General features: G+C 60.2%; 12 protein-coding genes. 1 reads left to right on the top strand and 11 read right to left on the bottom strand.

The features are described 5' to 3' along the window. Positions 1-47: 47 nt before the first annotated feature. The 9 genes from dnaQ to FPT12_RS12390 form a co-directional block, all read right to left on the bottom strand. Positions 48-806: a DNA polymerase III subunit epsilon gene (gene dnaQ, locus FPT12_RS12430; protein WP_145016520.1), complete on the bottom strand. Its 759-nt coding sequence runs from the start codon at positions 804-806 to the stop codon at positions 48-50. A gap of 112 nt (positions 807-918) precedes the next feature. Beyond that, complete coding sequence (locus FPT12_RS12425) at positions 919-1,692, bottom strand: 1,6-dihydroxycyclohexa-2,4-diene-1-carboxylate dehydrogenase (RefSeq protein WP_145016519.1); 774 nt, start codon at positions 1,690-1,692, stop codon at positions 919-921. A gap of 15 nt (positions 1,693-1,707) precedes the next feature. After that, entirely contained in the window at positions 1,708-2,721 is a 1,014-nt protein-coding gene (gene benC / locus FPT12_RS12420; protein WP_145016518.1) for a benzoate 1,2-dioxygenase electron transfer component BenC, read from the bottom strand. A 10-nt stretch (positions 2,722-2,731) separates the two neighbouring features. Next, complete coding sequence (gene benB / locus FPT12_RS12415) at positions 2,732-3,220, bottom strand: benzoate 1,2-dioxygenase small subunit (RefSeq protein ID WP_145016517.1); 489 nt, start codon at positions 3,218-3,220, stop codon at positions 2,732-2,734. Further along, on the bottom strand, positions 3,217-4,581 hold the full coding sequence (gene benA / locus FPT12_RS12410; RefSeq protein WP_145016516.1) for a benzoate 1,2-dioxygenase large subunit: 1,365 nt from the start codon (positions 4,579-4,581) through the stop codon (positions 3,217-3,219). Before benA ends, benB begins: the two co-directional genes overlap by 4 nt. A 257-nt stretch (positions 4,582-4,838) precedes the next feature. Next, positions 4,839-5,795 (bottom strand): AraC family transcriptional regulator, encoded by a 957-nt coding sequence (locus FPT12_RS12405; RefSeq protein WP_145016515.1) that lies wholly within the window; start codon positions 5,793-5,795, stop codon positions 4,839-4,841. 155 nt (positions 5,796-5,950) lie between these two features. After that, complete coding sequence (gene catA, locus FPT12_RS12400) at positions 5,951-6,880, bottom strand: catechol 1,2-dioxygenase (protein WP_145016514.1); 930 nt, start codon at positions 6,878-6,880, stop codon at positions 5,951-5,953. A gap of 51 nt (positions 6,881-6,931) precedes the next feature. Beyond that, a complete protein-coding gene (catC, locus tag FPT12_RS12395; protein ID WP_145016513.1) occupies positions 6,932-7,222 on the bottom strand; it encodes a muconolactone Delta-isomerase in 291 nt (96 codons plus the stop codon). Between the two features lie 10 nt (positions 7,223-7,232). Then, positions 7,233-8,381: a muconate cycloisomerase family protein gene (locus tag FPT12_RS12390; RefSeq protein ID WP_178098734.1), complete on the bottom strand. Its 1,149-nt coding sequence runs from the start codon at positions 8,379-8,381 to the stop codon at positions 7,233-7,235. A gap of 127 nt (positions 8,382-8,508) precedes the next feature. On the opposite strand from FPT12_RS12390, the gene FPT12_RS12385 reads away from it, so the two are divergent. Further along, positions 8,509-9,399: a LysR family transcriptional regulator gene (locus tag FPT12_RS12385; RefSeq protein ID WP_145016512.1), complete on the top strand. Its 891-nt coding sequence runs from the start codon at positions 8,509-8,511 to the stop codon at positions 9,397-9,399. A 197-nt stretch (positions 9,400-9,596) separates the two neighbouring features. Here the strand turns inward: FPT12_RS12385 and FPT12_RS12380 are convergent, their stop codons facing one another. Next, complete coding sequence (locus tag FPT12_RS12380) at positions 9,597-10,331, bottom strand: DUF2182 domain-containing protein (protein WP_145016511.1); 735 nt, start codon at positions 10,329-10,331, stop codon at positions 9,597-9,599. 2 nt (positions 10,332-10,333) lie between these two features. Further along, the gene (locus FPT12_RS12375; RefSeq protein WP_178098732.1) at positions 10,334-11,893 is read right to left on the bottom strand and encodes a tyrosinase family protein; all 1,560 of its coding nucleotides are present in this window, start codon (positions 11,891-11,893) and stop codon (positions 10,334-10,336) included. Positions 11,894-11,952: the final 59 nt, after the last annotated feature.

The following is an 11,952-nucleotide window of genomic DNA, read 5'->3' as shown; positions in this document are numbered from 1 at the left end:
CCACCCGATACTGTGGCGAGGGAGCCCGTCCTATTCATGCTCGGTGGTTAAGCTTGTGCCTCGGCCTCGGCCAGTTGAGTCCAGAGCGCCGGGGCACCGGCAGACTTGGCGATCACTTCAAGGCGTGAGGCGTGTTCGGCCAGCTCCGCCTCACTGGCGCGGATGATCCGTGCCGGCGTGCGATCGGCGGGCAGACGACGGATCTCGCTCGCCTGATTGCCCGAACCTTCGCCCGAACCATTGCCGTCAGACGCGTTACCGGCCAGCGACAGACTGGTCTGACCGCCGGTCATGGTCAGATAAACGTCAGCGAGAATCTCGGAGTCGAGCAAGGCGCCGTGCAGTTCACGGCCGGAGTTGTCGACGCCATAGCGTTTGCACAAGGCATCGAGGCTGTTGCGCTGGCCTGGGTGACGCTCCCGCGCCATCATCAGGGTGTCGAGGATCGAGCAATGCTGGGTGATATCAGCCCGATCCTGCTGGCCCATCAGCGCGAATTCGTTGTTGATGAAACCAACGTCGAACGCCGCGTTATGGATGATCAGCTGCGCGCCCTTGATGAACTCGAAGAACTCATCGGCCACTTCAGCGAAACGCGGCTTGCCCACCAGGAATTCGTTGGTGATGCCGTGGACGCCAATCGCGCCCTCGTCACTTTCCCGGTCCGGTTGCAAATAAACGTGGAAATGCCGGCCCGTCAGGCGTCGACCGATCAACTCGACGCAACCGATCTCGATAATCCGGTGGCCGTCGGTCACCGGCATACCGGTGGTTTCGGTGTCGAGCACCACCATCCTCTGAGCCATCTTCTTTCAACCCCTCTTCGTGCCGTTTTGCATAAGGCGGCGATGTTAACACAGAGCTTGAAAGTGCCGCCGTTACCCAACGACGGTCCCGTCGGGTAACGGTCACCGAGACTCAGCCTTGATCACCGCCGCCGACCGGCATCACCAGCCCGGTGATGTAAGCCGCGTCGTCAGAGGCCAGAAACAGGATCGCCCCGACCTGCTCGTCAATCGTGCCATAGCGTTTCATCAGGCTGCTGTCGATCGTTTGGTCGACAATCTGCTGATACCAGACCTTCTCCTGCGGGCTTTGCTCAGCGCTGTTGCGCGGAATCCGCCGTGACGGCGCTTCGGTGCCGCCCGGCGCGGTGGCATTGACCCGCACACCCCGCTCGGCGGCTTCGAACGCCAGGCACGCGGTGAGCGCATTGACTCCGCCCTTGGCCGCGCCGTAAGGCACGCGATTGACCCCGCGCGTGGCAACGGATGACACGTTGACGATGGCGCCGCTGCCCTGCTCCAGCATGAACGGCAGCGCCGCGTGGCAGCACCACAGCGTCGGGAACAGCGAACGGCGGACTTCCGCTTCGATCTGTTGTTCTTCGTAATGCTCGAAAGGCTTGGCCCAGATGGTCCCGCCAACATTGTTGACCAATATATCCAGACGACCGAAACGCTCGATGGCCGCCGTCATCACGCGCTGGCACTCGGCGTACTGTTCGAGGTCGGCGGTGAGGGTCAGCACTTCACTGGTTTGCCCCAACTGCTCTTGCAGCTCAAACACCAGTTCGGAACGGTCGACCAGAATCAGTCGCGCACCTTCGGCGGCCATGCGCTCGGCGACGCGGCGGCCAATCCCTTGGGCCGCACCGGTAATCAGCGCGACTTTCTCATGAAATCTGTTCATCAAACCCTCCCGCACTTACGCAGCACTCGCCGCGAATTTTTCGTAGTAGAAATTTTTCGGCGCGACGCCCTGCTCGCGGATGAACTGGCTCACGGCCTCAACCATCGGCGGCGGGCCGCAGAGGTAGACATCGACATCACCGTCGTTCAAGTGTTTGGGTTCGATGTGCTGGGTCACATAACCCTTGAGCGGGTGCGCGCTTTGCGGGTTGGCCACGCAGGCACTGAAACTGAAGTTCGGGATCCGCGCGGCCAAGGCTTGCAGCCGATCCAATTCCACCAGGTCAAAATCATTGGTCACGCCGTAGATCAAGTGCAACGGATGCTCACTGCCCTGCTCGGCAATTTTCTCCAGCATGGCAGTGAACGGCGCCAGACCCGTACCGCCCGCCAGCAACAGCAACGGACGCTGAATATCGCGCAGGTAAAAACTGCCCAACGGCCCGGCCAGGCTCATGCTGTCGCCGGCCTTGGCGATACCAGTGAGAAAACTGCTCATCAACCCGCCCGGCACGTTGCGGATCAGGAAGCTGACTTCACCGTCGCGTTGCAACGAGCTGAACGAATAGGCGCGGGTCTGCTCGCTGCCGGGAATGCCGAGGTTGACGTATTGCCCCGGCAGGAACGCCAGTTTGCTCAGGGCTTCGCCCTTGATCGACAGCGCAATCGTGCTGTCCGACAGCTGACGCACCTGGCTGATGGCCGCGCTGTAGTGGGCCTTTTGCGTGCGGCAGACGTCCGAGGACACTGGCACGCGCACCACGCAGTCGCTGAGGGCGCGCATCTGGCAGGTCAGCACAAAGCCTTTTTCGGCCTCGTCGCTGCTCAGGGCGTCTTCGATGTACTCCTCGCCCAGATCGTAACGCCCGGCTTCGGCGAAGCATTTGCAGGTACCGCAGGCGCCGTCGCGGCAGTCCAGCGGGATGTTGATGCCCTGGCGATACGCAGCGTCAGCCACGGTTTCGCCGGGGTTGGCGTCAACGAAACGGGTGACGCCGTCTTCAAAATTGAGTGCGATGGAATGAGTCATGACGGCTGCCTCACAGGTGATAGACATCGATGACCTGACGAACGTAATCGTTCTTCAGGATCACTTTCTTGGCCTTGATCAGCGGGCTGTCGCCACGCACGTCGAGGGTGTAGAAGCTGCTGCCGAAATAGCTGTCGACGGTCTTGTAGCGAAAACTCAAGGTGTGCCAGTTGAAGCGCACCTTGCACAGCCCGTCGGCCTGTTCGAGCAGCTCGATGTTGCTGATGTTGTGCGAGGTCCGAGTGTCCGGCACGCTGGCACTGGAACGCTCGGTCTTGATCCGGAAGATGCGGTCTTCCAGGCCCGTGCGGTTGCCGTACCAGATCAGCGAGATTTCCCGTTGCGGGTCCTCGGTCAGTTCGTCGTTATCGTCCCAGGACGGCATCCAGAACGTCGCGTCGGCGGCGTACAGCTCCAGCCAGTTGTCCCACTCCTTGTCATCGAGGTAGCGCGCTTCGCGGTAGAGAAAATCGCGTACGGCGTCGTAAGAGATGCTCATGACAACTCCTCCACCTTGATCAAGGCCGACTGCTCTTCGCTCAAGGCTTTGAGCATGGTTTCCTGCCAGTACTTGTGTTGCAGCACGAACAGACCTTCGTCTTCGGTACGCACACCGCTGAGCAACGGGTGCAGATCGATCTCTTTGGCCGCCTCATCGGCACCTTCAACCCAGTGCTCGGCACCACGGGACATATCGTTCCAGGCGGTGACGCTGCCCTGGTAGCCCATCTGGCAGGAGCGGAATTCTTCGAGGTCGTCCGGCGTCGCCATGCCGCTGACGTTGAAAAAGTCCTCATACTGACGAATCCGGCTCGAACGCGCGCTGTCGCTTTCGCCTTTGGGGGCGATGCAGTAAATGGTGATTTCGGTGCGGTTGACCGAGATCGGCCGGGCGATGCGGATCTGCGAACTGAACTGGTCCATCAGGTACACGTTGGGGTACAGACACAGGTTGCGCGAGTTCTCGATCATCCAGTCGGCGCGGGCCTGGCCAAAGTCCTTGGCCAGTTGGTCGCGGCGCTCGTACAGCGGCCGGTCTTCAGGGTTCGACCAACGGGTCCAGAGCAGCATGTGGCCCTTGTCGAAGGAGTAGAAACCGCCGCCCTGCCTGGCCCAGGTGCCGGCGCTCATGGTTGGGTTCTCGTCACCGCATTCGCGCTGTTTGCGCTGGTTCTGGGTGGCGGCATAGTTCCAGTGCACCGAGCTGACGTGATAGCCGTCGGCGCCATTTTCAGCCGTGAGTTTCCAGTTACCTTCGTAGATGTAGCTGGATGAACCACGCAGGACTTCAAGGCCATCGGCGGACTGATCGACGATCATGTCGATGATCTTCGCCGACTCGCCCAGGTGCTCGACCAGCGGCACCACATCGGCCTTGAGGCTGCCGAACAGGAAGCCACGATAGGATTCGAAGCGCGCGACTTTGGTCAGGTCGTGGGAGCCTTCACAGTTGAAGCTCGTCGGGTAGCCGGCCGCCGCCGGGTCCTTGACCTTGAGCAGCTTGCCGGAGTTGTTGAAGGTCCAACCGTGAAACGGGCAGGTGTAGGAAGACTTGTTGCCGGTCTTGTGTCGGCAGAGCATCGCGCCACGGTGGCTGCAGGCGTTGATGAACGCGTTGAGTTCGCCGTCCTTGTTGCGCGCAATGAAGATCGACTGACGGCCCATGGTGGTGGTGTAGAAATCATTCTTGTTCGGAATCTGGCTCTCGTGGGCGAGGTACAGCCAGTTGCCTTCGAAGATGTGTTGCATCTCGAGATCGAACAAGCGTGGGTCGGTAAACATCTCCCGCTTGCAGCGGTAGATGCCCTGGTCTTTGTCTTCTTCAAGCAGGGAGTGAAGGTATTCGGGTCGCAGGGACATGGCCGCCGCCTCCATTGTTTTTATTCAGGCAGGCTCATGCTAGGGCGGGCGGCGACTGGACAATATCCGCTGGGTGCAGACCTTTATCCGTTTTGTGCAAGGAAGACGCGCAATGATCGTTCCCACGCTCCCGCGTGGGAATGCAGCCAGTGACGCTCCGCGTCACATGCCGAAGCGGACGCAGAGCGTCCAGTGAGGCATTCCTTTGCTGCGCGTGGGAACGATCACGTCTGACAAGCCATGCGCCAGGTTTTGTATCAGTGACGGCGCTTGAGGGTGTCCGACGGCAATTCGCCGAACTGCTTGCGGTAGCTTTCGGAGAACCGTCCCAGGTGCAAAAAGCCGTAATCCATGGCCAGTTCGGTCACGTTGCGCACCGTGCAGGTCGGGTCGCTCAGACAAGCGTTGACCCGCTCGAGCTTCTTCTGCCGGATGTAGTTTTTTGGAGTGGTGGCCGCATTGCGCTCGAACAACCCATACAGCGAACGCAGGCTCATCTGTGCCTGACGCGCCAGTTCTTCGCTGCAGATGTCCTGCTTGAGGTTGCGTTCGATGTAGTCGGCGATCAACTCGAAGTTCGCTGACTGCGAGCCGAGACCGAGGCGCCTGACATTGGTTTTCATCAGGCTGAGCATCTTGCTCACGACGATGTGCGCGTAATGCTCCTGAACACGGGGCATGCGCTCGGTCGCTTCAGCCTCCTGGCAAACCATGCCCAGCAGATTGACGAAACCTTCAAGCTCATCCAGTTGGTAGCGGTTCTCGAGAAACCTCACGCCCTGCCCCGGGTGCAACCAGCGTTGCTCCTGGCACACCGAATCCAGCAGGCTGGCGGGCATTTTCACGATAAATTTTTCGCAGTCGTCAGAGTACGTCAGGTCCACCGGATCGTCCGGGTTGATCAGCAGCAGCTCACCGGGCGCAAAGTAGTGTTCCTGCCGATGACCACGCCACAGGCAGTTTCCGCGTAACAGCACTTGCAAGTGGTAGAGGGTTTCCAGCGCTGGCGAGGTCACCCGCACACTGCCGCCATAGCTGATACGGCAGAGGTCGAGGCTGGCGAATTTACGGTGATTGAGACTGGCCTGAGGGCTGCCGCTTCCGGGCAAGCGGATGCAATGGTTGCCCACGTGCTGATTGACGTAGTCCGATACCGCATAGGGATCGGCCTGCTCAAACACACTGCTGCGCTCACTCAATAGATGCGCTTGCATAACCGCTCACTCTAATTGTCACTATCGGCTACGGTGCGGGCGCTATTGGGCACGCATCCCAGGAAAATCGGGCCTGGCCATTCTATGCGAGTGACCGCAAAGCGGAAGGCCACGGGATAAACGGTCAGTTATCCCGTGGCCTGGGCCCGCGCTGATCAGTTCTCCAGCGCGCGCACTCGCTCGTGACGATGTTGCTCTTCCGGTTGCGCCGACGACTGCAGGGTGAAATCGAATTCGATCTCGGCAAAGCGTCCGCTGACGCCATGCTCGCGTGCACGCTGCTGATCGTCGCTGAAGGTGATTTTGGCGATCAGTTCATCGCGAGTGGCGTAGGCGAAATCGTCGTGCAGGTACTTGTCACCGTCCAGGTTGATCTGGGTGGTCAGGTGACGATGGTCATCCGCCGAGATGAAGAAGTGGATGTGCGCCGGGCGCTGGCCATGACGACCCAGTTGATCAAGCAACTGCTGGGTCGGACCGTCCGGTGGGCAGCCGTAGCCGGACGGCACGATGCTGCGAAAGCGATAGCGACCCTCGGCGTCGGTGACGATCCGGCGACGCAGGTTGAACTCGGACTGGCTGGCATCGAAGTACGAATAGGTGCCGCCGGTATTGGCGTGCCAGACATCCACCACGGCACCGGCCAGCGGCTTGCCATCGGTGTTCTTGACCTGGCCCTGCATGAACAGCACCACGCCCGGATCAACGCCGTCGTCCAGCCGTGCTTCGCCGTTGGACAGCGGTGCGCCAGCGACATACAGCGGGCCTTCGATGGTGCGCGGGGTGCCGCCGGATTTACCGGCCTGCTCGTCTTCGGCATCCATCAGCAGGTCCAGGTAGTGTTCCAGGCCCAAGCCTGCAACCAACAAGCCCGCTTCTTGGCGCGCGCCCAGTTCGTTCAGGTAGTTGACGGCTTTCCAGAACTCTTCCGGGGTCACTTCGAGGTCTTCGATGATGTTCACCGAATCACGCAGGATGCGGTAGATCAGCGCTTTGGCGCGCGGGTTGCCAGCGTTGTTGAGCAGGCCACTGGCGTCTTCGAGAAACTTCTGTGCGCTGGCAGTGTGGGAAATTTTGGCGTTCATGATTAATCCTCATCTTGTATTTATTAGAGTACAGAACTGGAAGGCAACGGCTCAGCGATCATCCTCATGAATAGAGGAAGGATGCCTGCACATCGCGTTCACTTCGATAGCCATGTAGGGGTAAAGCGGCAGTTGCATCAGCAGGTCGTGCAGTTCCTGCACGCTGTCGACGTCGAACACGCTGTAATTGGCGTACAGCCCGGCAATGCGCCACAGATGGCGCCACTTGCCCTGTTGTTGCAGGCGTTGGGCCAGGGCCTTTTCGTCGGACTTGAGCCGAGCGGCGCGCGCCGGGTCCATATCGACCGGCAGGTTCACGGTCATCTTTACGTGGAACAACATGCAGTTCTCCTCAGACGGAATGAATGGCAGTGGAGGTTTTATCGCGGCGGAAAAACGCCAGACGCTCTTCGTCCAGGCTCAGGCCAAGGCCGGGTGCCTGCGAAACATGCAAATGGAAATCGCGGTAAACCGGTGGCTCGCTGAGGATGTCTTCGGTCAGCAACAGCGGCCCGAACAGTTCAGTGTCCCAACTCAGCTCGTTCAGCGTGAGGAAGGCATGGGCCGAGGCCAGTGTGCCGATCCCGCCTTCGAGCATGGTGCCGCCGTACAGGCCGATGCCGGCGGCTTCGGCAATTGCCGCAGTGCGCAACACAGCGCGGGGGCCGCCGTTCTTGGCGATTTTCAGTGCGAACACCGAGGCCGCGCCTTCACGCGCCAGGTTGAACGCATCTTCCACGCACTCGATCGACTCGTCCGCCATGATTGGCGCCGGGCTCATCGCGTTGAGGCGCACCATGCCGGCACGGTTGTTGCGCGAGATCGGCTGTTCGATCAGGTCGATACCATTACCACCGAGAATCCGGCAGGCTCGCAGCGCCACCGCTTCGTCCCAGGCCTGGTTAACGTCGACGCGCACGCTGGCACGGTCGCCCAAGGCTTTTTTGATCGCAATGACGTGAGCCAGGTCGCGGTCGACTTCACCGGCACCGATCTTCAACTTGAAGATCCGGTGACGACGCAGGTCGAGCATCTGCTCGGCTTCGGCGATGTCCTTGGCAGTATCGCCGCTGGCCAGCGTCCAGGCCACCGGCAACGAATCGCGTACGCGGCCACCGAGCAACTCACTGACCGGCAGGCCAAGGCGCTTGCCGTGGGCGTCGAGCAAAGCGGTTTCGATGCCGGATTTGGCGAAGGTATTACCGCGAATACTGCGCTCCAGGCGCAGCATCGCCGCGTTGATATTGCACGCGTCCTGTCCCAGCAGCAGCGGCGCAAAGTGCTTGTCGATGTTGGTCTTGATACTGTCCGGGCTTTCGTTGCCGTAGGCCAGGCCACCGATGGTGGTCGATTCGCCGATGCCTTCGATACCGTCTTTGCTGCGTACGCGGATGATCACCAGCGTCTGATTCTGCATGGTGTGCATTGCCAGCTTGTGCGGGCGGATGGTCGGCAGATCGACGATGATCGTCTCGATCGATTCAATGGCAGAAGAAAGCATGTCGATACCCGTCAGGTTCTTGAAGTTCTGTGACGGATTCTCGTACGGCTTTTTTCAAGGTTCCAATATAGAATTGGTCTGGATCGATACCTTAAAGGTATTCACCATTGTCGACTGTGGAGGGCTCATGGAGCTGCGTCATCTGCGTTACTTCCAGGTGCTGGGTCAAACCTTGAATTTCACCCGCGCCGCCGAACGCCTGCACATCGCCCAGCCACCGTTGAGCCGGCAGATCCAGCAACTGGAAGATGAACTCGGGGTGGTGTTGCTGGAACGTGGCAGGCCATTGCGTCTGACCGAAGCCGGACGGTTTTTCCTTGAGCACTCCAGCGCCCTGCTTGAGCAATTGAGCAAAGTCTGCGACAACACCCGACGTATCGGTCTGGGCGAAAAGACCTGGCTGGGCATCGGTTTTGCCCCTTCGACTCTGTATGGCGTGTTGCCCGAACTGATTCGCCGACTGCGCAGCAACGAGTCGCTGGAACTGGAGCTCGGCCTGTCGGAAATGACCACGCTGCAACAGGTGCAAGCGCTCAAGGCCGGACGTATCGACGTTGGCTTTGGGCGGATCCGTATCGATGATCCGGCGATTATCCAGACCGTCTTGAATGAGGACAGACTAGTCGCGGCCCTGCCCGCCGGACACCCGTTGCTGGACAGGCCCATCAGCCTCACCGAGTTGGCCAATGAACCGTTTGTGCTGTATCCCGGCAATCCCCGCCCCAGCTATGCCGACCATGTGATCGCGCTGTTCGAGTCCTACGGTGTGAGCATCAAGGTCGCGCAATGGACCAACGAGCTGCAAACCGCCATTGGCCTGGTGGGCGCTGGTATCGGCGTCACGCTGGTACCGGCCTCGGTGCAGTTGCTGCATCGCGACGACATCGGTTTCACGCCGGTACTGGAAACCAATGCCACCTCGCCGATCATCCTGAGCCGACGCGTCGGCGATGTCTCACCGGGATTGAATCATTGCCTGAAAATGATCGAAGCGTTGCGTATGCGCAAGCCGGTGTAACGGCCTTGCGCAGTTTTTAACAATCATTCGCAAAGCTCATGAAGATTAGCGAGCGCCCCCTTGTTAGCGTGCGCCCCGAGTATTTCCCACAGGAATCGCGCACGTCATGACGACAACCTCTAGCCTCTTGGCCCTGCTGATTGCCGGGAGATTGAAAGTCAAAAGATCGTAGGCGGCGCCAGCGCCTTGCCTGGCTTTCAGTGAAACAGGCGCAGTGAAAACGGCCAGTGCCAACGAACGGGTCGAGGACGCTTAAACCGTTCCCAGAGCATCCAGCCCATGCTCAACAGCATCAACGGCACATGCCCCTGCTCTGCCAGCATCGGCAACAACATCAGGGCCCAGCACGACCCGACGCACCAGCCTGCGCTGACCACACCATAGGCCAGACAATCCTTGATAAACCCCCAGCCGAACGCCGAAATCCTTGGCTGGTGATGACAACGGTTCAAGTACCTTTGTTTGAGCGGCGAGGCCTGCCACACCAGACACACGGCCAAAGTGACGATAAACGCCATCGCCTGCGAAACCCCAAACATCACCCGCGCCGCTACTACCAGTGTCATGAGCAGCAGACCGGCTAGCGTCCAGACGCTGGTGAAACCCAGCACAAACAACACCACTGCCTGCCAGCGCTTCCTCAGCAAACTGCGTTGCCACACATAAGTCAGCGGATGGACCAGCAGCAAGGGGGTCATCGCCAGCAACATCAATAGCCATGAAACCACCAACTGCCGGGGAGGATTGAACAGCAACGCCTGTTCAATCCCCTCCCAGCTCGCGGCATAAGCAAGAGGCACGAAGGCTCCGCAGAATGCGGGGATAGACAGCATCTGCACCGAACCGAGGAGCAGCCCCCAACCTGCCAGGCTGATCAGGATCAGCCATGGCAGGAAGCCTCGGGTCACGGCCTGGATGAGGTATGGCCCCATCTTCAGTCGCCTTGCCGGTAGACACTCACGCGACCGACCGTGATGTTGTCCTCGGCCTGAACATCGGCCACCGGTACAAAGCGCACTTTCAATTTCGCCAGAATCGGGTGGCCGCTGGCACTGAGCTTGTCGAAGACATCAGTGATCTCCAGCACCTGGCTCACGCCCTTGCCGCCATGCAGGCTGTCCGGATTGCTGGCCTTGCGCACGCCGAACAGCGAGATCGACCCGACGTACTGGTCAGGCAGCGCCGACAACTGTCCCTCGACCGGCAGACTGATGTACACGTCGAAGGTCGCCGCGTCATTGTTTCCACGGATGTTTTCCAGGTTGAGGTACACCCGGTCCAGGGAATGCTCCGCAACCGCGGGGGCAAAGGCTCGGGATTTCAGGTTGCCCATCAGCTTGCCCGAGGTGCTCTGGTCGAGTTGCAACGGCGTCTCGACCGTCCCCCCGGTCAGGGCGATGGCTTTGTCGTTGGCGCCGAGCAGTTCGGCGGGGGATTGGGCGCTCATGGGCTGTTCCTTCACGGCTGCAGCACCCAGAGGCTCGGGGCTTGCGCGCAGGGTTTCCAAGCGTTGTTGAAACGCCCGGGTACCGTGCAGCGGGTCGGACGTATCCTCATAACTATAGTCCAGCTTCGGAGCCCGGGTATCGAGCATGTCAGACACCTTGAACGGCCACGGCTGGCCACTGACCGTCGGCACCACGAAGCCCCGACCCGGAGTCGGCGGACCATTGAGCCACGCACTGGTGACCGGGTTGTGGTTCTGCCGGTCACGCTGCAGCCACACGTCCCAGAGCCGGTCGATGTTGGCGTGATGCAGCCAGAATATCGGGTCCAGAGCGGCGGTATCCGGATCGATCATCAACCCCGGCACCCGGCTGCCCTGTTGCTGGCCGCCCACGGCGACGTGTACGTAGTTGTGCGGTTGTGACTCGAGCCGACCGCTGACCTGGCCATAGTGCTCGAACACCGTGACCGGGCCACCGAAGCCTGGAGAGCCACCGCCGGAACCGCCGGCGAAATCGTGATCGGTGAGGGCCGGACGCAGATTGATCCGCTGCTCGTTGAGCACCACCACCCCATTGCCGGTCGGGCCAAACCGGCGAGCCACGAACAAGGGATTCTGCTCACCGTTGGGCAACGTGGTCGCGGCGAAACAGGCGGGCAGCTTCAGCGTCTGCTGGTTCTCGTTGTAGTTCCAGTACGGCAGGGCCCAATCACTTGGCCCTCCGAGACCGACGATAGCCTTGCGGACGATCTGTTCGAATGACGCAAGATAGCCGCGGTGCCACGGCAAAAAGTACCAGGTCTGGTGCTGGCACTGGTTCCAGTAGGTGTCCTGATCGGTCTGGGACGGCAACTGCTCATTCGGTCGCAGATAACCGGCGCTTTGCCAAAGGGGAATATCGATACCGTGTATTGCTGCCAGAAACCGCCAACTGGTGCGGTCGGTGATCGGTCGTTGTTGAAGGACTCCGACGCCACGCGCATACCACAACAAGGTATCGCTCCAGCCAGAACCCAGCTTCCATACATCACGCCGTACATGTGCCATGGTAGATCTCCCTGAAAAACCGCGTGGATGAGGAGCGCACTCCTCAACTGGCAACGGTA

Source organism: Pseudomonas sp. H3(2019), assembly GCF_007713465.1.
Lineage (GTDB): Bacteria > Pseudomonadota > Gammaproteobacteria > Pseudomonadales > Pseudomonadaceae > Aquipseudomonas.
This window is presented reverse-complemented; position numbering and strand designations above follow the sequence as displayed.

What these genes read in the sequence shown, in the direction of transcription:
- FPT12_RS12405 (WP_145016515.1), bottom strand. Translation starts at nt 5,795, where the DNA reads ATGCAAGCGCATCTATTGAGTGAGCGCAGCAGTGTGTTTGAGCAGGCC.
- FPT12_RS12375 (WP_178098732.1), bottom strand. Translation starts at nt 11,893, where the DNA reads ATGGCACATGTACGGCGTGATGTATGGAAGCTGGGTTCTGGCTGGAGC.
- dnaQ (WP_145016520.1), bottom strand. Translation starts at nt 806, where the DNA reads ATGGCTCAGAGGATGGTGGTGCTCGACACCGAAACCACCGGTATGCCG.
- benA (WP_145016516.1), bottom strand. Translation starts at nt 4,581, where the DNA reads ATGTCCCTGCGACCCGAATACCTTCACTCCCTGCTTGAAGAAGACAAA.
- benB (WP_145016517.1), bottom strand. Translation starts at nt 3,220, where the DNA reads ATGAGCATCTCTTACGACGCCGTACGCGATTTTCTCTACCGCGAAGCG.
- FPT12_RS12380 (WP_145016511.1), bottom strand. Translation starts at nt 10,331, where the DNA reads ATGGGGCCATACCTCATCCAGGCCGTGACCCGAGGCTTCCTGCCATGG.
- catC (WP_145016513.1), bottom strand. Translation starts at nt 7,222, where the DNA reads ATGTTGTTCCACGTAAAGATGACCGTGAACCTGCCGGTCGATATGGAC.
- FPT12_RS12425 (WP_145016519.1), bottom strand. Translation starts at nt 1,692, where the DNA reads ATGAACAGATTTCATGAGAAAGTCGCGCTGATTACCGGTGCGGCCCAA.
- benC (WP_145016518.1), bottom strand. Translation starts at nt 2,721, where the DNA reads ATGACTCATTCCATCGCACTCAATTTTGAAGACGGCGTCACCCGTTTC.
- FPT12_RS12385 (WP_145016512.1), top strand. Translation starts at nt 8,509, where the DNA reads ATGGAGCTGCGTCATCTGCGTTACTTCCAGGTGCTGGGTCAAACCTTG.
- FPT12_RS12390 (WP_178098734.1), bottom strand. Translation starts at nt 8,381, where the DNA reads ATGCTTTCTTCTGCCATTGAATCGATCGAGACGATCATCGTCGATCTG.
- catA (WP_145016514.1), bottom strand. Translation starts at nt 6,880, where the DNA reads ATGAACGCCAAAATTTCCCACACTGCCAGCGCACAGAAGTTTCTCGAA.